General features: G+C 44.6%; 22 protein-coding genes. 14 read left to right on the forward strand and 8 right to left on the reverse strand.

Annotated elements, in window-relative coordinates:
• Positions 1–28 precede the first annotated feature (28 nt).
• Positions 29–478, reverse strand: a complete 450-nt coding sequence (fcrX, locus tag ACWYVB_RS20845; RefSeq protein WP_005382141.1) for a ferric iron uptake transcriptional regulator FcrX — start codon at positions 476–478, stop codon at positions 29–31.
• 200 nt (positions 479–678) lie between these two features.
• Between fcrX and ACWYVB_RS20850 the strand changes: the two genes are divergently transcribed.
• Entirely contained in the window at positions 679–1182 is a 504-nt protein-coding gene (locus tag ACWYVB_RS20850; protein WP_005393042.1) for a DUF4442 domain-containing protein, read from the forward strand.
• Positions 1183–1232: 50 nt separating this feature from the next.
• Here ACWYVB_RS20850 and fldA read toward each other — a convergent pair whose 3' ends face one another.
• The 3 genes from fldA to ACWYVB_RS20865 form a co-directional block, all read right to left on the reverse strand.
• Positions 1233–1766, reverse strand: coding sequence for a flavodoxin FldA (gene fldA, locus ACWYVB_RS20855; protein WP_005393040.1), 534 nt, complete (start codon positions 1764–1766; stop codon positions 1233–1235).
• Positions 1767–1814: 48 nt separating this feature from the next.
• Entirely contained in the window at positions 1815–2036 is a 222-nt protein-coding gene (locus tag ACWYVB_RS20860; RefSeq protein WP_005393038.1) for a DUF2788 domain-containing protein, read from the reverse strand.
• 112 nt (positions 2037–2148) lie between these two features.
• Complete coding sequence (locus ACWYVB_RS20865) at positions 2149–2916, reverse strand: alpha/beta fold hydrolase (RefSeq protein ID WP_046874257.1); 768 nt, start codon at positions 2914–2916, stop codon at positions 2149–2151.
• 92 nt (positions 2917–3008) lie between these two features.
• Here ACWYVB_RS20865 and seqA point away from each other — a divergent pair, with 92 nt between their 5' ends.
• Both seqA and pgm read left to right on the forward strand, forming a co-directional pair.
• Complete coding sequence (gene seqA / locus ACWYVB_RS20870) at positions 3009–3551, forward strand: replication initiation negative regulator SeqA (protein ID WP_005393026.1); 543 nt, start codon at positions 3009–3011, stop codon at positions 3549–3551.
• 92 nt (positions 3552–3643) lie between these two features.
• Positions 3644–5290: a phosphoglucomutase (alpha-D-glucose-1,6-bisphosphate-dependent) gene (pgm, locus tag ACWYVB_RS20875; RefSeq protein ID WP_457530015.1), complete on the forward strand. Its 1647-nt coding sequence runs from the start codon at positions 3644–3646 to the stop codon at positions 5288–5290.
• Between the two features lie 77 nt (positions 5291–5367).
• On the opposite strand, the gene ACWYVB_RS20880 is transcribed toward pgm, so the two are convergent.
• On the reverse strand, positions 5368–6126 hold the full coding sequence (locus tag ACWYVB_RS20880; protein WP_457530017.1) for a DUF1853 family protein: 759 nt from the start codon (positions 6124–6126) through the stop codon (positions 5368–5370).
• A gap of 232 nt (positions 6127–6358) precedes the next feature.
• On the opposite strand from ACWYVB_RS20880, the gene ACWYVB_RS20885 reads away from it, so the two are divergent.
• Positions 6359–7117 (forward strand): Nif3-like dinuclear metal center hexameric protein, encoded by a 759-nt coding sequence (locus ACWYVB_RS20885; RefSeq protein ID WP_256955885.1) that lies wholly within the window; start codon positions 6359–6361, stop codon positions 7115–7117.
• A gap of 92 nt (positions 7118–7209) precedes the next feature.
• On the opposite strand, the gene ACWYVB_RS20890 is transcribed toward ACWYVB_RS20885, so the two are convergent.
• Positions 7210–8499, reverse strand: coding sequence for a citrate synthase (locus ACWYVB_RS20890; protein ID WP_005382163.1), 1290 nt, complete (start codon positions 8497–8499; stop codon positions 7210–7212).
• A 396-nt stretch (positions 8500–8895) separates the two neighbouring features.
• On the opposite strand from ACWYVB_RS20890, the gene sdhC reads away from it, so the two are divergent.
• From sdhC to sucD, 8 genes are all read left to right on the forward strand, one after another.
• Positions 8896–9288 carry a succinate dehydrogenase cytochrome b556 subunit gene (gene sdhC / locus ACWYVB_RS20895; protein ID WP_017634811.1) on the forward strand — a complete coding sequence of 131 codons (393 nt, stop codon included), beginning with the start codon at positions 8896–8898 and terminating at the stop codon, positions 9286–9288.
• On the forward strand, positions 9282–9626 hold the full coding sequence (gene sdhD, locus ACWYVB_RS20900) for a succinate dehydrogenase, hydrophobic membrane anchor protein (protein ID WP_005382169.1): 345 nt from the start codon (positions 9282–9284) through the stop codon (positions 9624–9626). Before sdhC ends, sdhD begins: the two co-directional genes overlap by 7 nt.
• Positions 9627–11393, forward strand: a complete 1767-nt coding sequence (gene sdhA / locus ACWYVB_RS20905) for a succinate dehydrogenase flavoprotein subunit (protein WP_005393016.1) — start codon at positions 9627–9629, stop codon at positions 11391–11393.
• A gap of 15 nt (positions 11394–11408) precedes the next feature.
• Positions 11409–12119, forward strand: coding sequence for a succinate dehydrogenase iron-sulfur subunit (locus ACWYVB_RS20910; RefSeq protein ID WP_005382174.1), 711 nt, complete (start codon positions 11409–11411; stop codon positions 12117–12119).
• Positions 12120–12289: 170 nt separating this feature from the next.
• Positions 12290–15115: a 2-oxoglutarate dehydrogenase E1 component gene (gene sucA / locus ACWYVB_RS20915; protein WP_005393014.1), complete on the forward strand. Its 2826-nt coding sequence runs from the start codon at positions 12290–12292 to the stop codon at positions 15113–15115.
• 28 nt (positions 15116–15143) lie between these two features.
• Complete coding sequence (gene odhB, locus ACWYVB_RS20920) at positions 15144–16352, forward strand: 2-oxoglutarate dehydrogenase complex dihydrolipoyllysine-residue succinyltransferase (RefSeq protein ID WP_005393012.1); 1209 nt, start codon at positions 15144–15146, stop codon at positions 16350–16352.
• A 213-nt stretch (positions 16353–16565) separates the two neighbouring features.
• On the forward strand, positions 16566–17732 hold the full coding sequence (sucC, locus tag ACWYVB_RS20925) for an ADP-forming succinate--CoA ligase subunit beta (protein WP_054867849.1): 1167 nt from the start codon (positions 16566–16568) through the stop codon (positions 17730–17732).
• Positions 17732–18604 (forward strand): succinate--CoA ligase subunit alpha, encoded by an 873-nt coding sequence (sucD, locus tag ACWYVB_RS20930; RefSeq protein WP_005382181.1) that lies wholly within the window; start codon positions 17732–17734, stop codon positions 18602–18604. The genes sucC and sucD overlap by 1 nt, the downstream gene beginning before the upstream one ends.
• Positions 18605–18675: 71 nt before the next feature.
• Here sucD and znuB read toward each other — a convergent pair whose 3' ends face one another.
• Both znuB and znuC read right to left on the reverse strand, forming a co-directional pair.
• Positions 18676–19461, reverse strand: coding sequence for a zinc ABC transporter permease subunit ZnuB (gene znuB / locus ACWYVB_RS20935; RefSeq protein ID WP_005396067.1), 786 nt, complete (start codon positions 19459–19461; stop codon positions 18676–18678).
• Positions 19454–20242, reverse strand: coding sequence for a zinc ABC transporter ATP-binding protein ZnuC (gene znuC / locus ACWYVB_RS20940; protein WP_006742704.1), 789 nt, complete (start codon positions 20240–20242; stop codon positions 19454–19456). The genes znuB and znuC overlap by 8 nt, the downstream gene beginning before the upstream one ends.
• Positions 20243–20320: 78 nt before the next feature.
• On the opposite strand from znuC, the gene znuA reads away from it, so the two are divergent.
• On the forward strand, positions 20321–21208 hold the full coding sequence (gene znuA / locus ACWYVB_RS20945; protein ID WP_006742703.1) for a zinc ABC transporter substrate-binding protein ZnuA: 888 nt from the start codon (positions 20321–20323) through the stop codon (positions 21206–21208).
• Positions 21209–21409: 201 nt separating this feature from the next.
• Positions 21410–24528, forward strand: a 3119-nt coding sequence (locus ACWYVB_RS20950) for an AraC family transcriptional regulator (RefSeq protein WP_457530022.1), incomplete at its 3' end; no start/stop codon positions are given.

Raw genomic sequence — 24528 nt, forward strand, 5'->3', positions numbered from 1 at the left:
CTGACGTTTATTTTAAATCAACAAACCGTTATTTTTTTGGTTTGTGTGCATCTGGATTGTCTTTACAACCACCATCACTGCACTTGCCGTACAAGTATAAGCTGTGGTTTGTTAGCGTGACATTGTACTTAGCTGCAATCTCTTTTTGACGTTCTTCAATAAGATCGTCAGAAAATTCAATTACCTCACCACAGTCTAGACACACTAGATGGTCGTGGTGATGTTGAGTCGATAATTCGAAGACTGACTTACCACCTTCAAAGTGGTGACGAGTTACAATACCAGCATCATCGAATTGGTTTAGAACTCGGTAAACAGTTGCTAGGCCAATCTCTTCACCTAGATCAATCAACTTTTTGTACAAATCTTCAGCACTGATGTGCTGGCAGTCTGGCTGCTGAAGTACTTCTAGAATTTTTAGCCTTGGAAGGGTTACTTTTAAACCCGCATCCTTCAGCGCCTGATTATTATCTGACATATACTTTCCCGTTGGATCATCTGCAGCGATTTAACAGAATTCAATCTTCCTACCATTATAGGATAAGCGCTCAGAACATTAAACCACGAACTTCAAAGGGTTAATAGAATCTTTTTGTAAATTAGAAACAGGTCGATTATATTACAGATCTGACCAGTTACAATTATGTAACATTGAGCTTGGAGAGGGCACGGACTGCGATGAATAAGCGACTTGCGAAGATATACAAACCAGGAATTGTAAAATTCGCACTCAATATTTGGCCACCTTTTTGGGGCGCTGGTATTAAAATCTTACATATTTCTGAAGACTTTCGTACTGTGAAGGTGCGTTTGAAACTTCGCTGGTGGAATAAAAACGCCAATCGTACTCAGTATGGTGGCAGTATTTTCTCTTTAACTGATCCCATTTACTCGTTGATGCTGATGGGGATTCTACGCGAGGAGTATTATGTGTGGGATAAAGAGGCGAGTATTAACTTTATTAAGCCAGGGCAAAGTGATTTATTTGCAGAATTCGAGGTCACTGAAGGAATGCTAGAAAACATTTATCAAATGACACGGAATGGAGAAAAGTGTTTTCCTGAATTTATTACCCATGTAAAAGATAAGCAGGGGAATGTGGTTTCAGAGGTTCAACGCAAGCTTTATGTAAGAAAGAAACCTCAGTATCGCGAAGAGGAAGTGCTCACCGATGCTTTGTGAAAATATACAAAAAGACCTCCAATCGGAGGTCTTTGTATAATTCGATTTATTTAGCCTTCAAGCTCAGCTAAACACATTTCTTCGTAAATCTGTTTAACCCAGTTTTCAACACGCTCGTCAGTCAGTTCCGGTTGACGGTCTTCATCGATACATAGACCTACGAACTGGCTGTCGTCGCCTTCAACAAGTGCTTTAGACGCTTCAAATTCGTAGCCTTCTGTTGAAGTATGGCCAAGAATTGTGCCGCCTTTAGACTCAACGATATCACGTACTGTGCCCATCGCGTCACAGAAATATTCTGCGTAGTCCTCTTGGTCGCCACAGCCAAAGATAGCCACTAGCTTAGTAGAGAAGTCGATTTGCTCAAGTTCAGGGAAGAAATCATCCCAATCACATTGTGCTTCACCGTAGTACCAAGTTGGGATACCTAGAAGAAGAAGATCGAAGTTATCAATGTCTTCTTTGCTGCTTTTCGCGATGTCTTGAACGTGAACTAGATGCTTACCTAGTTGCTTTTGAATCATCTTTGCAACGGCTTCAGTATTACCTGTGTCGCTACCGAAGAAGATACCTACACTTGCCATAGAGTCTATACCTTTACATTGTTTGTTATTGGCGATGGTACTAAGGGTTTAACCTAACCCAGAGCCTTCCCAAGTTAGCTGAATTACACCTTTTGCAATAAAGCCAGCACAGCCTAGGAAAAGGACTAACCACACAATACGACGACCAAAAACAGGTACATTGCCTTGCTTTAGCACATCTTTTATCGCCATCCCGATGAAAAAGAAGATAGCAGCAAAAAGAAGATCGAGCCCAATAGACTCGAGCATATCCATATAGTCGTAAAGCATTTTAGTCCTTCATGCCGAAAAATCTTGGGCGCACTATACCACTGTTAAACGGTAAAGTTAATGCACTACAAGAAGGGTTATTTCAATAATCTATTGTTGCTTTTCGAATTTGTTAACTCGAAATGTATTTCCGAATGACTCTCATTACTTCAGCCGGTTTTTCGGCGTGAAGCCAGTGGCCAGTATTAGCGATAATATGTGCTTTTGCTTGTTTGAACTGTTTTTGCACCGCAGGTTGGTGCTCTGGCATTAAGTAATCGGAATCACCACCTTTAATAAACAGAGTGGGTATGTCTGTTGGGGCAATTTCCTGCCAGCCGATAATTTGTGCGTAATTCTCAAAAAGGCTCGGTACGTTAAACCGCCAGTCCATTTTATCGCCATTTTTGTATAGTGACTTAGAGAGAAATTGTCTTACACCGTCGATCTCAACATGTTGAGCTAGGATATCCATCGCTTGTTGACGGCTTGCTGGCTTTTCGTTAATTACGGCGTGTAAACCATTAAACACATTGTCGTGACGGTTTGCTGTGTAGGCGACAGGTGCCATGTCGAGCACAACCAACTGTTTGACGAGCTCTGGAGCAATGTCCACCAGTGTCATCGCGACCTTTCCACCCATTGAATGCCCAATAATAATAGATGGATCAACATTTAAGTGTTGTAGGAGTTGTGCCACATCTTTTGCCATGTCGGCGTAATTATGAATGTTTGAGTGAAAAGAGAGGCCGTGATTTCTCAGATCAATACTGATCACCGTGTGATCTTTAATAAGATCGCGGGCTAGTAGACCCAGATTACTTAAACTACCAAACAATCCGTGAATCAAAACAACTGTTTGGCCTTGGCCTTCCTGCTTATAGTTGAGTAATGCTGACATTTTATCTTATTCGTGATGGGTTTAACGTGGAGTATCCGAGAGGATCTCGTTATAATCCCCCAGAGTTTAAACATTGAGAATGTGAAAAGCGAATGAAAACAATTGAGGTTGATGAGGATCTATACCGTTACATTGCTAGCCAAACTAAGCATATCGGTGAAAGCGCCTCGGATATTTTGCGACGCCTTTTAAACCTTGATGGTCAGTTGCAGGAAGCTGAAGCCGCGCCTGTAGTAGAGAAGCCACAAGGGATTGTAGTAAGTAAAGATGCGGGTAAAACGGAATCTGTTGATGTAGTGAAAGAAATGCGTTCGCTGCTTATTTCTGATGAGTTTGCCGGTCTAAAAAAAGCGATTGATCGCTTTATGTTAGTACTATCGACCTTACATAAATTAAATCCAGAAGGTTTCGCGCAGGCTACGAATGTAAAGGGACGCAAACGCGTGTACTTTGCAGATAATGAAGAAACCTTGTTGGCAAATGGCAACACGACCAAGCCAAAAGCCATTCCTGGCACACCGTTTTGGGTTATCACGAACAACAATACCAGTCGTAAAAGACAGATGGTTGAACAAGTGATGACACACATGGGGTACCAACCTGACTTAATAGAAAAAGTAACAGGTTCAATCTAAGAAACCTGATAGAAGCCTCATAATGTGTCGCAGTTAGCGGATATTATGAGGCTTTTTTAATTTTATTTGTATTTAAAGAAAGGATGTCAAACATGGCTATGCACCCTCGTGCTGGGCAAAAAGCGCAGCAGGAAGATCTTCATAATATTCCGGCACTTGTTGCCAATTACTTCTTGCTTCAACCTGATGCTAAGAACCCCGATCACAAGGTTCAATTCGGCACATCAGGTCACCGTGGTACCGCTGATAAGCATACATTTAACGAAAACCACATTTTGGCTATTGCTCAAGCGGTTGCAGAAGTTCGTGCCCAGCAAGGGACCACAGGTCCTTTGTTTGTCGGTAAAGACACGCATGCTTTGTCTGAACCTGCATTTTCTAGCGTGATTGAAGTTTTGATTGCGAATGGCGTAAAAGTCATCGTACAGCAGGATAACGGCTACACGCCAACACCAGGTATCTCGCACGCAATTCTGACTTACAACATCAAGCACGATGAAAAAGCAGACGGTATTGTGATTACGCCATCTCATAACCCACCACAAGACGGCGGTATCAAATACAATCCGACTCACGGTGGTCCAGCAGAAGCTGAGTTGACTCAAGCTATAGAAGATCGTGCGAACGCACTGATTGCCGAAGGTATACAAGGTGTTAAACGCTTACCACTAGCAGAAGCAAAAGCATCGGATCTGTTTGTGGAGATGGACTTGGTTAAACCCTATATCGATGATCTGGTGAACGTTATCGATATGGAAGCAATCCAAAAAGCAAATCTGAAGATTGGTGTAGATCCATTGGGTGGCAGCGGCATCGATTACTGGCGTCAAATTGGTCAGGCATACAACCTAGACCTAACGCTAGTAAGTGAAGCGATTGATCCTTCTTTCCAATTCATGTCTCTCGATAAAGACGGTGTTGTACGTATGGACTGTTCTTCTCCTTACGCAATGGCGGGTCTATTGGCATTGAAAGATGAGTACGATCTAGCATTTGGTAACGATCCTGACTACGACCGTCACGGTATCGTTACGCCAAAAGGTTTGATGAACCCGAATCACTTCTTAGCCGTTTGTATCGACTACCTATACCGCCATCGTGACGCATGGGGTAAAGATGTAGCGGTTGGTAAAACACTAGTATCAAGTGCACTGATTGACCGTGTTGTTGCGGATCTAGGTCGTGAGCTATGTGAAGTACCAGTAGGCTTTAAATGGTTTGTTGATGGTCTGTACACTGGTAAATTCGGCTTCGGTGGCGAAGAAAGTGCCGGGGCATCTTTTCTTCGTAAAGATGGTACGCCTTGGTCAACAGACAAAGACGGCATCTTGTTATGTCTTCTAGCGGCAGAGATCACTGCGGTAACGGGTAAGAACCCACAAGACTACTATGAAGAGCTAGCGGCGAAACACGGTGAGTCGAAATACAACCGTATTCAAGCTGTAGCGAATGGCCCTCAAAAAGACGTACTGAAGAAGTTGTCAGCAGAAATGGTAGCGGCTGAAACTCTAGCGGGTGATGCTATCACTGCTCGTCTAACGCATGCGCCTGGTAATGGTGCTGCAATCGGTGGTCTAAAAGTAACGACGGCAAACGGCTGGTTTGCTGCTCGTCCATCAGGCACAGAGGACATCTACAAGATTTACTGTGAAAGCTTCAAAGGTGAAGAGCACCTAAAACAAATTGAAGCAGAAGCACAAGAGATCGTTAATCAAGTGTTTGCAGCTGCCGGCCTGTAAACCATTCAATAGTCGATTTAGAAAACAAAGGGTTGATGTGCAAGCATCAACCCTTTTGCGTTTTAAGATTCCTGAACTCAGTTGTTTCCGGGCCAGGAATCCGGTACCACAAACCAGAATTGACCGTCCTCCGTTTGTGCATGTACAAATCTGTCTGAAGGCTTTTCAATGGGTTGAGATAAATCGTCCGTACCAATCGCCCAGCATGGTTTGTGTAAATGATAAAGTGGCTTACCGATTAACTCCCATTGGCTCTGGTAGCACCAGTAACCACTAATCTGACTTGGATTTAGTTCATAACCCAAGCACTCGCTAGGAGTTGGCTCTGGAGTAAACGGATTAATATAGAGTCGTCCTTGCATCAATAGACGTTCTTGTGGGGCGTCGTTTAACGGAATTATTTTTTGAAATTCCGGGCGATCGCTCATTTTCAACTGATGAGTAAGCATTCTATTCAGTTTTGTATGCAGCTGGTCGTGAGCATTCGGACCATACCAAACGCCGTTATAAAGAAGATAAAACTTAATCGCCACTTCCCAGTGTTCTATTTGATTTGATTCTGTATTCCGCAACACCAAGTCGATAGCACCAATGGTCTTACCTTCGATGTCGTTTAACTGAACCTCTTCCGCGATAACCTGATATCGTTCTGAACTAGAGAGAACTGCAGTGCATAAGTGCTGATATAAAAAGCCCAATCTTGGATTACCATTGTATTGCTCAGCGTTATTTAAAGGCGTTACCGAAAGATCCTCTAAGGTTGTAAACGGAGGGCGTAACTTGAAAAGAGGAGGTGAAGTGGCGATCCATTGGTAAAAGCGTTGCAGTTGGTTCATCCGTATCCCTATATGTATGGTGAGGCGACAAGCTTTGTTATTGTAACTAAATTTGCTTTTGAGGGTAGGGTGGCTAGCATCGATATTGGGGTTCGAGATACACTTTAAGTACCTAAATGATATCAAGGTGCCAGATGTCAAAACGTTGTTGTATCAACTAGGTTGCACACTCTCGGTCTGATTTCATCGAGAGGTTATTTAGGTTTACATGCGCTAGAAATTGGAAGTAATAATGAATAACTTAAAGCTAGAACAGATTCTTAATGACAAACTGTCACCGCAGTTAATTAAAGATTACGCACCAAATGGGTTACAGGTAGAAGGGACGCCAGCCGTAAAGCGTGTTATCACTGGCGTAACTGCCTCTCAAGCCTTAATCGATAAAGCGATTGAGCTTAATGCAGACGCATTACTCGTTCATCACGGTTATTTTTGGAAAGGTGAACCTGAGCCAATTCGTGGTATGAAAGGTAAACGAATTCGTAGTCTGATCAAAAACGATATCAACTTATATGGTTATCACCTTCCTCTGGATATTCACCCAGAGCTAGGCAACAACGCCGAATTAGCTCGCTTACTTGAAATCGAAGTAGAAGGTGGACTTGAAGGACATCCTCAATCAGTAGCCATGTTTGGACGCTTGAAAAAACCGATGTCTGGTGCTGAGTTTGCGAGCAAGATCAATCAAGTACTTGATAGAGAACCACTACATATTGCGCCAGAGAATACTGATAAGATGATTGAGACAGTCGGTTGGTGCACTGGTGGAGGGCAGGATTTTATTGAGCTTGCTGTACAACACGAATTAGATGCGTTTATCTCTGGCGAAATTTCTGAGCGTACAACCTATACTGCGCGAGAAATGGACATTCATTACTTTGCTGCAGGTCATCATGCTACTGAGCGTTATGGTGTTCAGGCTTTAGGAAAATGGCTAGCGGATGAATACGGCCTACATGTGGAGTTTATCGATATTGATAATCCGGTTTAGTGTTCGCTATTCATAACGTGAGACGCTGAAAAGAAAAAAGGGTTGAGACAAAATCTCAACCCTTTTGTTTGTTTATCTTCTAACTAAAAAGATCATTCACGTTCGTGAAGTGGAGAAAACTCACGCTGTGTCTCACCAGTGTATAGCTGACGAGGACGACCGATGCGGTTCAGTGGATCGCTGTGCATTTCGTTCCAGTGAGCAATCCAGCCGATGGTACGAGAAATCGCGAAGATAACCGTAAACATAGAAACTGGAATACCAATCGCTTTAAGAATGATACCTGAGTAGAAGTCTACGTTCGGGTACAGCTTCTTAGAAACGAAGTACTCATCAGAAAGCGCAATGCGCTCAAGTTCCATTGCTACATCTAGTAGAGGGTCTTGAATGTTTAGCTCTTTGAGAACTTCATGACACGTTTCGCGCATTACTGTCGCACGTGGATCGTAGTTTTTATAAACGCGGTGACCAAAGCCCATTAAGCGGAATGGGTCATCTTTGTCTTTCGCGCGGTCTACATACTCAGGGATGTTATCGACGCTGCCAATCTCTTCTAGCATTCTCAAGCACGCTTCGTTTGCACCACCGTGAGCAGGTCCCCAAAGTGATGCAATACCAGCGGCAATACATGCAAATGGGTTAGCACCAGAAGAGCCAGCTAGACGTACAGTTGACGTCGACGCATTCTGTTCGTGATCTGCGTGTAGCGTGAAGATTTTATCCATTGCACGAGCAACGACAGGGTTTACTTCATACTCTTCGCAAGGGTTTGCGAACATCATGTGTAGGAAGTTTTCTGCGTAGCTCAAATCGTTGCGTGGGTAGATAAATGGCTGACCGATAGAGTATTTGTAACACATTGCAGCCAGTGTCGGCATCTTCGATAGCAGACGGTACGCCGCGATCTCGCGGTGCTCGTCGTTGTTGATGTCAAGAGAGTCGTGGTAGAAGGCTGCAAGTGCACCGACTACACCACACATTACTGCCATTGGGTGAGCATCACGTCGGAAGCCATGGAAAAAGCTTGCGATTTGTTCGTGGACCATAGTATGACGCGTTACGGTCGTCTTGAATTGCTCGTATTGTTCTCGGGTAGGGGCTTCACCATAAAGAAGGATGTAACATACTTCTAAGTAATCTGCGTTATTGGCTAATTGATCAATCGGGAAACCGCGGTGCAAAAGAATACCTTTGCCGCCATCGATGTACGTGATTGATGATTCACAAGATGCAGTGGCAAGAAAACCTGGGTCAAAAGTAAAGTAACCATTGGCTCCCAGCTTACGAACGTCAATTACAGGTGTACCTAGCGTACCGTCCATAATTGGCAGTTCGATTGGCGCTTGACCTTCAACATGAAGGGTCGCTTTCTTATCCGCCATAACAATCTCCTTTGTTTATTATTTAATCCGTCCAGGATGTTTATGTGCCATTTTTGTACTGTTGTTAAAGCTTAAAGTCAATTTTTCTCCATCTTTGTGTGCACTTGTTATGATTTTTCTCATGAAAATCGTTAAAAATCTGTTCTATGTAGCATAATTTGTTACACCAATTGTATTAGAATGTTGCTCGCCGTATATTGGCTAAGAAAATTTTAGTTAAATCCTTATAAATTCGGGGCTAGAAACAAAGAGTGAGGTTTGTTGCTGGACTCCGATTGTTAACAAGTTGTTTACAATTATCTGGGTGGTTACTCGCGATATTTGTTAAATAGATGTTAACTTTTGTACGTTTGGAAGCTGAAATTGGTTATAACAATAAATGCTCAATGGAGCTGAGTGAGCAAGCCCGTGAAAGAAAGAAAGTCAAGACCTGTTAATTTAGATTTACAGACCATCCACTTTCCTATCACAGCAATCGCATCCATCCTACACCGTGTGTCTGGGGTAATTACGTTTGTTGCGGTGGGTATACTACTGTGGTTACTGTCCATTTCTCTGTCATCCCCAATGGGTTTTATGGAAGCCGCTGACATCGTCGATAGCTTCTTCGTAAAATTCATCCTGTGGGGAATTCTTACTGCACTTGCCTACCACATTGCAGGTGGTATCCGTCACTTGTTGATGGATCTAGGTCACTTTGAAGAGCTAGATTCTGGCACGATGAGCGCTAAAGTCGCGTTTGGTGCAACAGCAGTATTATCATTATTGGCGGGGATCTTGGTATGGTAAAACACGTATCTTCATTTGGTCGTAATGGTGTACACGATTTCCTACTAATTCGTGCAACTGCAATCATTATGACGCTATACACGATTTATCTGATTAGCTTCTGTGCATTTTCAGATATCTCTTACGCATCTTGGACCCAATTCTTTGGTGGTACCTTCACTAAAGTATTCACCATGTTGGCACTTGTCTCGATCCTGATCCACGCATGGGTCGGTTTGTGGCAGGTATTAACGGATTACATTAAGTGCGCGAAACTGCGTGGCGCACTGCAACTTGGTGTTATTGCCGTGCTATTCGGCTATGTCTTCTCTGGTCTATTTATTCTGTGGGGTGCGTAAGTGTCTATTCCAGTTCGTGAGTTTGACGCCGTAGTAATCGGCGCTGGTGGTGCAGGTATGCGCGCTGCACTACAAATTTCAGAACAAGGCCTATCATGTGCTTTGTTGTCAAAAGTATTTCCAACACGTTCTCATACTGTGTCTGCACAGGGCGGTATTACCGTCGCTCTGGGTAACTCGCACAAAGACGATTGGCAATGGCACATGTACGATACCGTTAAAGGTTCCGATTACATCGGTGACCAAAATGCGATTGAATACATGTGTAAGAATGGCCCTGAGTCCGTTATCGAACTAGAAAAAATGGGCCTTCCATTCTCTCGTTTTGATAACGGTACTATCTACCAACGTCCATTCGGTGGTCAGTCAAAAGAATTTGGTGGTGAGCAAGCTGCACGTACAGCAGCAGCTGCGGACCGTACAGGTCACGCGCTTCTTCATACGCTTTACCAACAAAATGTGAAACACAAAACCACCATTTTCTCGGAATGGTATGCACTAGACTTGGTGAAAAACCAAGACGGCGCCGTAATGGGCTGTACTGCGATTTGTATGGAAACAGGCGAGATCTGTTACTTCAAATCAAAAGCAACGATTCTAGCAACAGGTGGTGCAGGTCGTATTTACGCGTCGACCACTAACGCACACATCAACACTGGTGACGGTGTAGGTATGGCATTGCGTGCGGGTGTACCTATGCAAGACATGGAAATGTGGCAGTTCCACCCAACGGGTATCGCTGGTGCAGGTGTTCTTGTAACAGAAGGTTGTCGTGGTGAAGGTGGTTACCTTCTAAATAAAGATGGCGAACGCTTCATGGAGCGCTATGCTCCTAACGCGAAAGACCTTGCAGGTCGTGACGTAGTTGCACGTTCAATGATGATCGAAATTCGTGAAGGCCGTGGTTGTGATGGTCCTTGGGGTCCACACATTAAGCTGAAGTTGGATCACCTTGGTAAAGAAGTGCTTGAGTCACGTCTGCCTGGTATCTGTGAGCTGTCTCGTACTTTCGCGCACGTTGATCCAGTGAAAGAGCCAATTCCAGTAATTCCAACCTGTCACTACATGATGGGTGGTGTACCGACTCAAGTGTCTGGCCAAGCAATCAAGCAAAAGGCTGACGGCAGCGAGATGGAAGTACAAGGTCTATATGCATGTGGTGAGATTGCTTCTGTATCAGTACACGGAGCAAACCGTCTAGGCGGCAATTCATTACTAGACTTAGTCGTATTTGGTCGCGCGACAGGCTTGCATCTTGGCGAAACGCTCGCAGCGCAAGCTGAGGCACGCCCTGCAACTGAATCTGATATTGAAGCATCTCTAGCGCGTACCATGCGTTGGGAAAATAGTACTGGCGGTGAAGATCCAGTTCAAATCCGTAAAGACCTACAAGCTTGCATGCAAAACAGCTTCTCGGTATTCCGTGAAGGCGATGCAATGGCAACGGGTCTAGAAGAGTTGAAAGTAATTCGCGAACGTCTGAAAGATGCGCACCTAGCGGACAAGTCTTCTGAATTCAACACGCAACGTATTGAGTGTCTAGAGTTAGACAACTTGATGGAAACAGCATTCTCTACAGCCGTAGCGGCGAACTACCGTACTGAAAGCCGTGGCGCACATGCACGTTTCGATTTCCCTGAGCGTGATGATGAGAACTGGCTATGCCACTCTATCTACAACCCGGAAACAGAAGCGATGACTAAGCGTGATGTGAACATGACGCCAACGCATCGTGAAGCTTTCCCGCCGAAAGTACGTACATACTAAAGGGAGGATACGACTATGAAATTGAACTTCTCTTTATACCGTTACAATCCGGATGTAGATACCAAGCCTTACATGAAAGAGTATACCCTTGAGGTAGACGAAGGCTCAGACATGATGGTGCTTGATGCATTGATTCTGCTAAAAGAGCAAGATCCAAGCATCGCGTTCCGTCGCTCATGCCGTGAAGGGGTATGTGGTTCTGATGGTTTGAACATGAATGGTAAAAATGGTCTAGCGTGTATCACACCGTTATCTGCTCTACAAGGTGATAAGATAGTTATTCGTCCACTGCCAGGGTTACCTGTCGTGCGCGATCTTATCGTTGACATGACGCAGTTCTATGATAACTATGCGAAAGTTAAACCATTCTTGATTGATGATGGTGCATTACCACCATCACGCGAGAACCTACAATCGCCTGATGATCGTGCGCATTTAGATGGATTGTACGAATGTATTATGTGTGCATGTTGTACAACGTCTTGCCCATCATTCTGGTGGAACCCTGACAAATTCATCGGTCCAGCAGGTCTTCTTGCGGCGTACCGCTGGCTAATTGATAGCCGTGATACGGCAACAGATGAACGTTTGTCTGATCTTGATGATGCATTTAGCGTTTTTCGTTGCCATGGCATCATGAATTGTGTAAGTGTTTGTCCTAAGGGATTAAATCCGACAAAAGCCATCGGCCATATTAAGTCGATGCTGGTTAATCGCTCGGTTTAATTTACTCGCTCTTAGGAATGTCGCAGTGTTGCGGATCACCCGATATGACCGCTTCACTGCTTCAAGAATATTTCGAGTAAAGAATACAAAAATTGCCGACTAGTTCTGGTCGGCTCTTATAGCTCGGCAAAGACCGAAGCAAACGTGAAAACTACTGGTTAAGGGAAAATATGCACAACGGCGTGATGAAGGCATGGCTCGAGTCTTCACACTTGGCTGGCGCCAATGCAACGTATGTAGAGGACCTCTACGAACTGTATCTAAGTGATCCCGATCTGGTAAGTGAGGAGTGGAAACGTGTTTTTGAAGGCTTACCTAAGCCGTCAGAAGAAGTGGCAGAACAACCACATTCACGTGTCCGTGACTACTTCCGTCGACTCGCTAGAGAAACAAAGCATTACAATGTCCAAGTTAGTGACCCAGATGTCGATGCAAAACAAGTAAAAGTTCTACAGCTAATCAACGCATACCGTTTCCGCGGACATGAAGCTGCAGAATTAGACCCACTAGGTCTATGGCAACGCCCAACCGTGGCGGAGTTAGACCCTGCTTTTCATAATCTTACCGAAGATGACTTCGAAGAAACTTTCAACGTAGGTTCTTTTGCTGTTGGGCAAGAAACCATGAAGTTGAAAGACATCTATGAAGCCCTCAACAAAACTTACTGCGGTTCCATCGGTGCTGAATACATGCACATGACTGACACAGAGCAAAAACGTTGGATCCAACAACGTCTTGAGTCTGTCGTAGGCCAGCCATCATTCAACAAAGATGAGAAGCGCACATTCCTAGAAGAGCTAACAGCCGCTGAAGGTTTGGAGCGTTACCTCGGAGCGAAATTCCCAGGTGCAAAACGTTTCTCTCTAGAAGGTGGTGACGCACTGATTCCGATGACGAAAGAGTTGATCCGTCACGCGGGAACAAGTGGGATGCGTGAAGTGGTTATCGGTATGGCTCACCGTGGTCGTTTGAACATGCTGGTGAACGTGCTTGGTAAGAAGCCTCAAGATCTATTCGATGAGTTTGCCGGTAAACACGACGAAACTTGGGGCACCGGTGATGTGAAATATCACCAAGGTTTCTCTGCCGACTTTGCTACCCCAGGTGGTGATGTTCACTTAGCTCTTGCATTTAACCCATCGCATCTAGAAATCGTCAACCCAGTAGTCATGGGGTCGGTGCGAGCACGTCAAGATCGCTTGGGTGATAATCAAGGTAGCAAAGTGCTTCCTATCACTATCCACGGTGACTCTGCAATCGCTGGTCAGGGTGTGGTTGCCGAAACGTTCAACATGTCACTGGCTCGTGGTTTCCAAGTCGGTGGTACGGTGCGTATCGTTATTAACAACCAAGTTGGCTTTACGACGTCTAACCCTCGTGACACGCGTTCAACGATGTACTGTACAGATATCGCGAAGATGGTTCAGGCGCCAATTTTCCACGTGAATGCCGATGACCCAGAAGCGGTTGCTTTTGTTACTCGTATTGCTTTGGATTACCGCAACGAGTTCAAGCGCGATGTCGTGATTGATTTGGTGTGTTACCGTCGCCATGGTCACAACGAGGCCGATGAGCCAAACGCGACTCAGCCTTTGATGTACCAAAAAATCAAAAAACACCCTACACCACGCAAATTGTATGCGGATATTCTGATCGATAAAAACGAATCAGATATCGAGACAGCGACTCAGTTAGTCAATGAGTACCGCGACGCATTAGACCGCGGTGAAGTGGTGGTTAAAGAATGGCGTCCAATGGCGTTGCACTCTGTAGACTGGTCCCCTTACTTAGGGCATGAATGGGATATGGAGTGGGATTCAAAATATGACAAGACGCGTCTTATCGAGTTGGGTAATCGTCTTTGTCAGTATCCAGAAAGCCATAAACTGCAAAGCCGTGTTAATAAGCTTTACAACGATCGCCTAGCAATGATGACCGGTGAAAAAGCAATCGACTGGGGTATGGCCGAAACATTGGCGTATGCAACATTAGTTGATGATGGCAAGCGTATTCGCCTTTCTGGTCAGGATTCGGGTCGTGGTACTTTCTTCCACCGTCACTCGGTTCTTCATAACCAAACAGATGCAAGTACGTACATTCCATTAGCGAATATTCATGACAATCAGGGTCCATTCCAAGTGTTTGACTCAGTACTGTCAGAAGAAGCGGTATTGGCATTTGAATACGGTTACGCAACAGCAGAGCCAGGTGGTTTGACTATCTGGGAAGCGCAGTTTGGTGACTTTGCCAACGGCGCGCAGGTTGTGATTGACCAATTCATTTCGTCAGGTGAGCAGAAATGGGCACGCTTGTGTGGTCTCACAATGCTTCTACCTCACGGTTACGAAGGTCAAGGCCCTGAGCACTCCTCTGCACGTCTAGAGCGTTACCTTCAGTTGTGTGCTGAGCAAAATATGCAGGTTGTAGTTCCTTCAACACCGGCTCAGGTATACCACATGATTCGTCGTCAAGTTGTGCGCCCAATGCGTCGACCTCTGATTGTTATGTCGCCAAAATCTTTGCTGCGCCATCCTCTATGTACTTCGACAATTGAAGACTTAGCGGACGGTACATTCCAATCTGCAATTCCAGAAGTAGATGATTTAGACCCAAGCAAAGTAAAACGCGTCGTGTTCTGTTCAGGTAAGGTTTATTTTGACCTACTGGAGCAGCGCCGTAATAACGAGCAAGACGATGTCGCTATCGTGCGTATCGAGCAGCTTTATCCATTCCCGATGGAAGAAGTACAAGCAGCGATTGCTCAATACACCAACGTTGAAGACTTCGTGTGGTGTCAGGAAGAGCCTCAGAACCAAGGTGCTTGGTACTGTAGCCAACACAACTTCCGTGCCGCTATTCCTGCAGGTGCAGATCTTAAATACGCAGGTCGCCCAGCTTCTGCTTCGCCAGCAGTTGGCTACATGTCGGTGCACTTGAAACAACAAAAAGCGTTGGTTGAAGACGCTCTGAACGTGAACTCAAAAACTTCGAATTAAGAACTAGAAGTGAAAGGAAGAAACAGATATGACAATTGAAATTCTGGTTCCAGATTTACCTGAATCAGTTGCTGATGCAACCGTAGCGACATGGCACAAACAACCAGGCGACGCAGTAGAGCGTGACGAGGTTTTGGTTGACATCGAGACAGACAAAGTCGTGCTAGAAGTGCCAGCTCCGGAAGCAGGCGTTTTGGAAGCTATCGTTGAAGAAGAAGGTGCGACAGTACTTTCTAAACAAATCATTGCTAAATTGAAGCCAGGTGCAGTTGCAGGTGAGCCTACCGCAGACAAAACAGAAGGTACGGAAGCATCTCCTGATAAACGTCATAAAGCTGCGCTTAGCGAAGAAAGCAATGATGCACTAAGCCCAGCAGTACGTCGTTTATTGGCTGAGCATGGCTTAGAAGCAAGCCAAGTGAAAGGCACTGGCGTTGGTGGTCGTATTACGCGCGAAGATATTGAAGCGCATCTTGCGAACGCTAAAGCTGCGCCAAAAGAAGAAGCACCAGCAGTGGTTGACGTGCCGGCAGCGGCTCGTAGCCAAAAACGTGTTCCAATGACTCGCCTGCGTAAGACAGTCGCTAACCGTCTACTAGAGGCGAAGAACAACACGGCAATGCTAACGACGTTTAACGAAGTGAACATGAAACCAATCATGGACCTTCGTAAGCAGTACAAAGATCAGTTCGAAGAGCGTCACGGTATTCGTTTGGGCTTCATGTCTTTCTACGTAAAAGCAGTAACAGAAGCGCTTAAGCGTTACCCAGAAGTAAATGCTTCGATTGATGGCGATGACATTGTTTACCACAACTACTTCGACATTAGCATGGCGGTATCAACGCCACGTGGTCTAGTTACACCTGTCCTAAAAGACTGTGACAAGCTTGGTTTCGCTGATGTTGAAAAAGGCATCAAAGAACTGGCTATCAAAGGTCGTGATGGCAAGCTAACGGTAGACGAGCTAATGGGCGGTAACTTCACTATCACAAACGGTGGTGTGTTCGGTTCACTAATGTCTACACCAATCATCAACCCACCTCAATCAGCGATTCTTGGTATGCATAAGATCCAAGAGCGTCCGATGGCAGTGGATGGCAAAGTTGAAATCTTGCCGATGATGTACCTAGCGCTGTCTTACGATCACCGCCTAATTGATGGTCGCGAGTCTGTTGGCTTCCTAGTGACGATTAAAGAGTTGCTAGAAGATCCAGCCCGTCTCCTATTAGACGTTTAATATCGCTAAAACGTCTAGTTATCGTAGGTAGCTAGACGTTAAAAATTTCAATGGCTAGACTGGCTCAACGTCTGGCCTTCATTTGAATCCCACACCATGAGGACTCGTGATGAGGGATTGATTTGAGAAGACCCTACAGACGTACAAGCAGCCAAGACTGCAGCGTTATGGAAATAATAAATCCCTTAAGGGAAAAACAAACGGAATATCGAAATGAATTTGCATGAATACCAAGCCAAACAGCTGTTTGCAGAATTCGGTTTGCCTGTGCCAGAAGGCTACGCGTGTGATACACCACAAGAAGCTTTTGAAGCCGCAGGCCGTATCAGTACAGAAAAGAAAGTAGTTAAATGTCAGGTTCACGCTGGTGGCCGTGGTAAAGCGGGCGGTGTAGAGCTGCACGATACAAAAGAAGGCGTTAAAGAGTTTGCACAAAAGTGGTTAGGTAAAAACCTAGTGACTTACCAAACTGACGCTAACGGTCAGCCAGTTACAAAAATCCTTGTTGAAGAAGCTTCAAACATTGCAAACGAATTATACCTAGGTGCGGTTGTTGACCGTGCAAGCCGTAAGATCGTTTTCATGGCTTCAACAGAAGGTGGTGTGGAAATCGAAAAAGTTGCGGAAGAAACGCCGGAGCTTATCCACAAAGCAGCAATCGATCCACTAGTAGGCCCACAAGCTTACCAAGGTCGCGAGCTTGCGTTCAAACTTGGTCTTGAAGGTGACCAAATCAAACAATTCGTTAAGATCTTTATGGGTCTTGGCACTATGTTCTCTCAGTACGACCTTGCTCTACTTGAGATCAACCCGCTTGTGGTTACTGGTGAAGGCAACCTGCTATGTCTTGATGGTAAGATCAACATCGATTCAAACGCTCTTTACCGTCAGCCTAAGCTTCGTGAAATGCACGATCCATCACAAGAAGATGAGCGTGAAGCACACGCAGCTCAGTGGGAACTGAACTACGTAGCACTAGACGGTAACGTTGGCTGTATGGTTAACGGTGCAGGCCTAGCAATGGGTACGATGGATATCGTAAACCTACACGGCGGCAAACCAGCTAACTTCCTAGACGTAGGTGGCGGCGCGACGAAAGAGCGTGTTGCTGAAGCATTCAAGATCATCCTATCAGATGACAACGTGAAAGCGGTACTTGTTAACATCTTCGGTGGTATCGTACGTTGTGACATGATCGCAGAAGGTATTATCGGTGCGGTTAAAGAAGTAGGTGTAAGCGTACCTGTTGTTGTTCGTCTAGAAGGTACTAACGCTGACCTAGGTCGCGAAGTTCTTGCTAATTCTGATGTTGATATCATTGCTGCTGAGTCGCTAACGGATGCTGCTCAGAAAGTTGTTGCTGCTGCGGAGGCTAAATAATGTCTGTATTAATTAACAAAGACACTAAAGTAATCTGTCAGGGTTTCACTGGTGGTCAAGGTACTTTCCACTCAGAGCAAGCTATCGCATACGGCACTCAGATGGTTGGTGGTGTGTCTCCAGGTAAAGGTGGCCAAACTCACCTAGGCTTACCTGTATTCAACACAGTTCGTGAAGCAGTAGAAGCAACTGGTGCAACAGCGACAGTTATCTACGTTCCAGCACCTTTCTGTAAAGATGCAATTCTAGAAGCGATTGATGCGGGCATCGAGCTAATCGTAACAATCACGGAAGGCATTCCTACAACAGATATGATCGACGTGAAAGTGAAGCTAGAAGAAACTGGCGTTCGCATGATCGGTCCTAACTGTCCGGGTGTTATCACTCCTGACGAGTGTAAGATCGGTATCATGCCTGGTCACATCCACAAGAAAGGTAAAGTAGGTATCGTATCTCGCAGCGGTACTCTAACTTACGAAGCAGTTAAGCAAACAACAGACGAAGGTTTCGGCCAGTCTACTTGTGTTGGTATTGGTGGTGACCCAATCCCAGGTTCAAACTTCATTGATATTCTAAAACTGTTCCAAGAAGACCCTGAAACAGAAGCGATTGTTATGATCGGTGAAATCGGTGGTACTGCAGAAGAAGAAGCAGCAGCATACATTAAAGAAAACGTAACGAAGCCAGTGGTTTCCTACATTGCTGGTGTAACTGCTCCTCCTGGTAAACGTATGGGCCACGCTGGTGCGATTATCTCTGGCGGTAAAGGTACTGCTGAAGACAAATTTGCAGCACTAGAAGCGGCGGGCGTTAAGACTGTGAAATCTCTAGCAGAGATCGGCCAAGGTCTACGTGAAGTAACGGGCTGGTAATTTCCAACTCGAAGCTTAAAGCTAAAAAAGCCTAGCAATAATTGCTAGGCTTTTTTGTATCAAGGTACTTTTTACGATTTTTGGCGAATAAATTGGCTAAGCATAAACAGAGATGTTGCGCTGATTACTACTGATGGGCCAGCCGGAGTATCGAAGTGCCATGATAGGCTAAGCCCCATCAGTACTGCCACAGAGCCAATAATGGATGCGAACAATGCCATTTGCTCTGGTGATGAAGAGACTTTACGTGCTGTTGCTGCTGGGATAATTAGGAGCGAAGTCATGATCAACGCGCCAACGAACTTCATACCTACGGCAATCACAACACCTACCATAAGCATTAACACCAATCTAACCAAGTCTGTATTGACGCCCTCGACGGCAGCAAGCTCTTCACTAACTGTGCTCGACAATAAAGGTCGCCAAAAAACGTAAAGACACACGCTAACAGCAACGACACCTGCGTAAATGAACATCAGATCTTGCGGAGAGACTGCGAGTAAGTCACCAAACAAGTAACTCATCAGATCTACACGGACATTATCCAAGAAACTAACAGAAACTAGACCAACAGATAATGCGCTATGGGCGAGTATACCCAGAAGCGTATCGGTTGCGACCAGTTGTTGTTTCTGCAGTGTCACGAGCAATACGGCGAGTGCTAAACAGCAAACGAGTAGTGCAAGATAAAGGTTCACGTTGAGCAGAAAGCCTAATGCCAAACCCATCAATGAAGCATGTGCCAAGGTATCACCGAAGTAAGCCATTTTGCGCCAAACGACAAATGACCCAAGAGGACCTGCAATGATCGCGATGCCAATACCAGCAAGAATAGAAGGTAGAAGAAACTCAATCATGGTGATGATGTCCGTGTTTATGGTTGGAGCATGATGTCGCATCGCCAGTTACTGGCGTTCCGGATAAATCGTGATGATGATGCTCGTGGTCGTGATGATAAAACGCGAGCGATTCTCTCGCTGCATTGCCAAATAGCGCGATGTAAGAAGGGTGCTGAGTAATCGTGGCAGGTGAACCAGAGCAGCAAACATGGTGATGCAGACAAATGACATCATCTGTTTTGGCCATTACTAAATGTAAGTCGTGTGACACCATAAATACACCGCAATCGAATCGGTGACGAATGCTTTCAATTAGATCGTAGAGATCGATTTGACCTTGAATATCCACACCCTGCGCAGGTTCATCTAGCACTAACAGCTCTGGGCGTTGAAGCAAAGCACGCGCAAGTAATACGCGTTGGTTTTCACCACCTGATAAGCGATGCATGTTACTACTAATTAAATGCTCAGCGCCAACAAGCCTTAATGCATCAATACATTCTTGTTTACTGTATTTTCCTGCTAAATTTAGAAAACGGGTGACATTCAATGGAAGAGAGTCATTGAGTTTCAATTTTTGAGGAACATAACCAATTTTTAGTTTTCTTTGTCGGTTTAATTTGCCGCTAGTCGGTTTTTGAAGGCCTAAAATGACTTTGACTAACGTTGATTTTCCCGCTCCATTGGGACCAATTAGGGTTGTTATTTTGCCCTTTTGTAATTCCATACTAATGTTATCGAGAACTCTGCGGCCATCGAACTCGACGCATAAGTGCTCAAGATGGACTAAGGAAGACATGAATGAAACTCATTTGCAAATCAATAATGTTATAATGTAACATTATCACACTTTCTACACCATATCCCAAGTAAAACTATGAAAAGAGCATTAATTCTTGCTGCGTCAGCGATGCTAACGTTGCCAGCACACGCAGTAACGGTACTAACGAGTATCAAACCTATTCAGTTATTAGTGACAGAGCTTACTCAAGGGGTGACTTCGCCAGATGTATTACTGCAGTCTAACACTTCGCCCCATGATTACGCTTTACGCCCATCGGATGTTAAGAAAATAGCTTCTGCTGATTTAGTCATTTGGTACGGACATGATCTCGAACCGTTTCTGGAAAAAGTCGTGTCAGACAGATCGAATACTCTGACTATTAGTCAAATTCCAGATCTAGATTTGCGTGAGTTTGATAGTGAGCACAACCATGACCATGATGGCCACGATCATGGTTCACATGATCCGCACTTTTGGTTAGGTGTAAGTCAAGCACAACAAGTTGCCAAGGCTGTCGTAAATCAACTAGGATCACTTGATCCGGAAAATGCAGCACAGTACCAAGAAAACCTTAAAAAATTTGAAACTGAGCTCAGCCAGACGGACCTAGAGATCAAGAAGAAATTATCGCCAGTGAAAGACAAAGGTTACTTTGTGTTTCACGATGCTTATGGTTATTTCGAAGAGCGTTATGAGTTAAATCAAATGGGGCACTTCACCGTGAGCCCGGATCGTAAGCCGGGAGCAAAAACCTTAATCCAAATTCGTCAAAAGTTAAGTTCAGGAGATGTAGCCTGCGTGTTTTCTGAACCTCAGTTTACTCCAGCTGTCGTTCAGAGCGTGATGCGAGGTAGCAAAGTTGCCAAAGGTGAACTTGACCCATTAGGGAGCACAATTGAAGCAAAACCGGGCAGTTACTTTACTTTTCTCAACAATATGGCGAATAATTTTGAGCAGTGCTTGAGCCAAAAGACGGATTAAGTAGTGTTGTTGTGTAGGAATAGTCCTTTTAACGTGATCCAGTAGTAAGAATTACAACCTTTGGCAAGGCGAGCCTTTTCTCAAACAGTAATTGAGATATCATTATCAATAATTAGCAGCTCAAAATAACCGTATAAGTCCATGCTGTAGAAGATATGGACGGTGAGCGCCGAGCACAAATTGATATAAAAGGTTTTCGTCTTGCTACGCCAATTAGCCCTTGTCTTGTTGGGCTTTTTCCTATCTTTCCAAGCATTTGCTCTTCATAATGCGAATGCCATCTTTTACCCTTTGCCGACTCAGGTTAAGGGTACTTTTATTGCGGCTAAAAAATTGTTCTTGGGTGAGCAAGGGGGCTTGTGGATTCACGACGTGCATGGGCGGGTGTTGTTTTATGATGGCCAAAATATCCTACCTAAATCAGGCAGTTTTTTACAAATGTCTGCTAAGCAACTGGCTTATCATGAAGGCTCGTTCTGGACCTTTGTTGAGAATGAGGTGTATCAAACTTATCCAAATCAAGAAAGACGTTTAGTCTTTAGCTTAAACCCCGGGTCGCAAATAAGAAAAATCGGTTCTTCTGAAGATTATATTTGGGTTAGTGATGGCGCACATTTCTATACTTACAACATCGATACTAACGAGTTAAAGTCCTTTTCTTTGTTGCAGCTCTATCAACATAGCAACAATAGCTATGTTTATATTAACGATGCAGTTCTGCTCGAAGAGAAGTGGGCACTTGCTACAACTTCTGGCTTTTATCTTTCAGAAGGAGATAAGTTTGACCATGTAGTCGCTTCAGGTCAGAACTACATTGAAAAGATCTACTACTCACACACGCGCAGAGAAATTCTGGTAGGAACGTTGCGTGGGGCATTAATTTTCAATATTTATCAACCTGATAAAGAGGTGATTAAGATTGGCGGCTCTCATGTGTTGACTTTCGCTGAGACAAATCAAGAGTACTGGGTGGGGACTGAGCATGGTCTGTATTTATACTCATTCTTGTCAGGTGAAGTGACAGAAGTCGAGCCTGCAAGCTTTCTTGAACTGGAGCTGGATAATACAAAGATCTATTCGCTACTGAGTGACAACATGGGAGGGATGTGGATCGCGACTAACCAAGGCATTCGCTATTACTCCTTGTTTAGTAAAAAGTTTGAACGAGTAACCTTCAGTAGTTACGACTCGCAAACCTTATCAGGGCGAATTCGACAAACTTCCACAGGACCTGATGATGCGCTTTGGTTCGCGGATGACCGAAAGCTTTACCGGACAGGTGAGAGTGGCAACATCAAAGTCTTGGAGCTTGATTCGCAGATCAATGAATTTGCATTTCAAGGTGGGATGCTTTGGCTTGCGACCTCTAAAGGGCTCGAAATATTTGAGTTGAATGGTCTTAACAAAGTGACATTTCCTTATTTACAGGTTATGGCTGGACACGGAGTGGAGCATGTGACTGTTGATGGTAATGAGCGTCTCTGGGTATCAAGTGGATACCATCTTTACAATGTTGATATAACCAAGCAAAGCGTAAGAAACTTTGGAAGTGAGTGGCTAGTAAGTCAGTACTTACCAGCTAAGGTTACGCGTTTATACGACACTGAAGATTCTCTATTGATAGGGACCGATCATGGGGTTTATCAATACAGCAATGAACACATCCAGTTCATCCGCTATTCCGAAAAATTTGGTGAATCATTAGACATGGTCACGGCGGTTGATGGCAGTCAGTGGTTTGCGTCATCTTACGGCGTTTTTAAAACGATTAAAGGAAGTGACGAGAAACATGTTGTTGAAATGAGTGTGCCCAACGCGCGACCTGCTTGCTTGATCAGAGACAGGCAAGGTGTGTGGTTAGCCTCTTCTGTCGGATTAAGCTATTACCACCTTTCGGGTGAATTAGTGAAACATTATTCATCGGCGTCTGGCTTAATGAACAACGAGTTTCTACCAGGAATTTGCAGTGTTATACAGCAAAAAGAAGGTGGTGAGCGAGAGCTCGTCCTAGGGTCGAAATACGGGTTGGTAAAAGCTGAAGCATCCAAGCTGCTTGTGTCCAACCCTCCAGAGTCGAAGTTTATCGTGAGCCAAGTTGTGCTTGAAAACGAGGTTCTACAAGTTGGTAGCGCCGATTTGAATGGAATAAAATTACCGTATGGCTCTTCTCTAAGTTTCTTATTTGGCGTGATGCCAAAACCAGACAGCCAAAATTTGTATTATCGATTGAATAGCGATGATCCTTGGCAAGCGCTAGAGGGAGGCCAACTGACTCTAGAGCATCTCAATTCCGGTGAATACCATCTACAGGTAAGTAATGAGTCTCAAGTCGCTGCTGGATTGGTTGGGCTCGAGTCATATTTTATTGTGCTTAATCCTTGGTATTTATCGCAACTCGCAATTTTAGGTTTTGTGGTCGCGAGTATTGCCATGGTTGCACTACTTATGTACTGGCGTTCTCGCTATGTTGTACAGGCTAACCGTGATTTAGCTGCGCAAGTGACACTCAAAACTAACCAGTTGAGGCATCAAAGCCGAGTGTTGTTGACGAGTAACCAACAGCTACGTAAACAGATTCAAGTCAGAAACCTGTTGGTTGATCACGTGGCGCAATCTATTAAGTCCAGTGTGGATTTTATAGCGTCAAAATTACCCATACCTTTGGATGCAGCTACGGAAGATCATCTGGCGAAAACGACATGGCAATTAAATGAGTTAAAAAGTGTTCCTGGCGAAGCTAGCGGCGGCAGTCACAATTACAATTTGAGTCAGATAACTCAATCGGTGGTTGATGTATGGCAAGATGATTTTGCGAAGGCTGGGATTATGGTGGAGCTTGAAGATGAGAGAAAAACAAGTCGAATTGCTCTGGAAAGCTTTAACCTTGATGTTATCTTCAACAGCATTTTTGCCAATATCATCAAGCGTTCTTTCCGAGGCCAAACGGTGAGAATCATGCTAGAAGAGGGCAATGATATTGTTTCATTGAGTTTTCTTGATTATGGGACGCAACTGCCTAATAAAGTCACGACCGGGCGTCCATCTAATATGAACCACTCTGAATTGAGTATTGATCATCTTGCCCAGTTAGTGACAACGAGTGGAGGATACTTGGCGGTATTTACTTCCGACGCTCAAAATAAAATCGAAATTACATGGCCAACTGCGAAGGAAATGAGTTATGTGGATGAATCTTTGCAAGAATTTGAGTCTGAACCTATCGTCGAAGATAAAGTGACCCCACAGGGCAAGATTACGAAAGCCCTTGCCCTGCAAGGACTAACGATAAATAGCTCGAATTTCGGTTGGCCTTTCGCTGC

The sequence above is a fragment of the Vibrio sp. JZG10 genome, assembly GCF_054064075.1.

Bases quoted from the DNA above. Each gene is read 5' to 3' on its own strand.
- fcrX (WP_005382141.1), bottom strand. From the start codon at position 478: ATGTCAGATAATAATCAGGCGCTGAAGGATGCGGGTTTAAAAGTAACC.
- ACWYVB_RS20850 (WP_005393042.1), top strand. From the start codon at position 679: ATGAATAAGCGACTTGCGAAGATATACAAACCAGGAATTGTAAAATTC.
- fldA (WP_005393040.1), bottom strand. From the start codon at position 1,766: ATGGCAAGTGTAGGTATCTTCTTCGGTAGCGACACAGGTAATACTGAA.
- ACWYVB_RS20860 (WP_005393038.1), bottom strand. From the start codon at position 2,036: ATGCTTTACGACTATATGGATATGCTCGAGTCTATTGGGCTCGATCTT.
- ACWYVB_RS20865 (WP_046874257.1), bottom strand. From the start codon at position 2,916: ATGTCAGCATTACTCAACTATAAGCAGGAAGGCCAAGGCCAAACAGTT.
- seqA (WP_005393026.1), top strand. From the start codon at position 3,009: ATGAAAACAATTGAGGTTGATGAGGATCTATACCGTTACATTGCTAGC.
- pgm (WP_457530015.1), top strand. From the start codon at position 3,644: ATGGCTATGCACCCTCGTGCTGGGCAAAAAGCGCAGCAGGAAGATCTT.
- ACWYVB_RS20880 (WP_457530017.1), bottom strand. From the start codon at position 6,126: ATGAACCAACTGCAACGCTTTTACCAATGGATCGCCACTTCACCTCCT.
- ACWYVB_RS20885 (WP_256955885.1), top strand. From the start codon at position 6,359: ATGAATAACTTAAAGCTAGAACAGATTCTTAATGACAAACTGTCACCG.
- ACWYVB_RS20890 (WP_005382163.1), bottom strand. From the start codon at position 8,499: ATGGCGGATAAGAAAGCGACCCTTCATGTTGAAGGTCAAGCGCCAATC.
- sdhD (WP_005382169.1), top strand. From the start codon at position 9,282: ATGGTAAAACACGTATCTTCATTTGGTCGTAATGGTGTACACGATTTC.
- ACWYVB_RS20910 (WP_005382174.1), top strand. From the start codon at position 11,409: ATGAAATTGAACTTCTCTTTATACCGTTACAATCCGGATGTAGATACC.
- sucA (WP_005393014.1), top strand. From the start codon at position 12,290: ATGCACAACGGCGTGATGAAGGCATGGCTCGAGTCTTCACACTTGGCT.
- odhB (WP_005393012.1), top strand. From the start codon at position 15,144: ATGACAATTGAAATTCTGGTTCCAGATTTACCTGAATCAGTTGCTGAT.
- sucC (WP_054867849.1), top strand. From the start codon at position 16,566: ATGAATTTGCATGAATACCAAGCCAAACAGCTGTTTGCAGAATTCGGT.
- sucD (WP_005382181.1), top strand. From the start codon at position 17,732: ATGTCTGTATTAATTAACAAAGACACTAAAGTAATCTGTCAGGGTTTC.
- znuB (WP_005396067.1), bottom strand. From the start codon at position 19,461: ATGATTGAGTTTCTTCTACCTTCTATTCTTGCTGGTATTGGCATCGCG.
- znuC (WP_006742704.1), bottom strand. From the start codon at position 20,242: ATGTCTTCCTTAGTCCATCTTGAGCACTTATGCGTCGAGTTCGATGGC.
- znuA (WP_006742703.1), top strand. From the start codon at position 20,321: ATGAAAAGAGCATTAATTCTTGCTGCGTCAGCGATGCTAACGTTGCCA.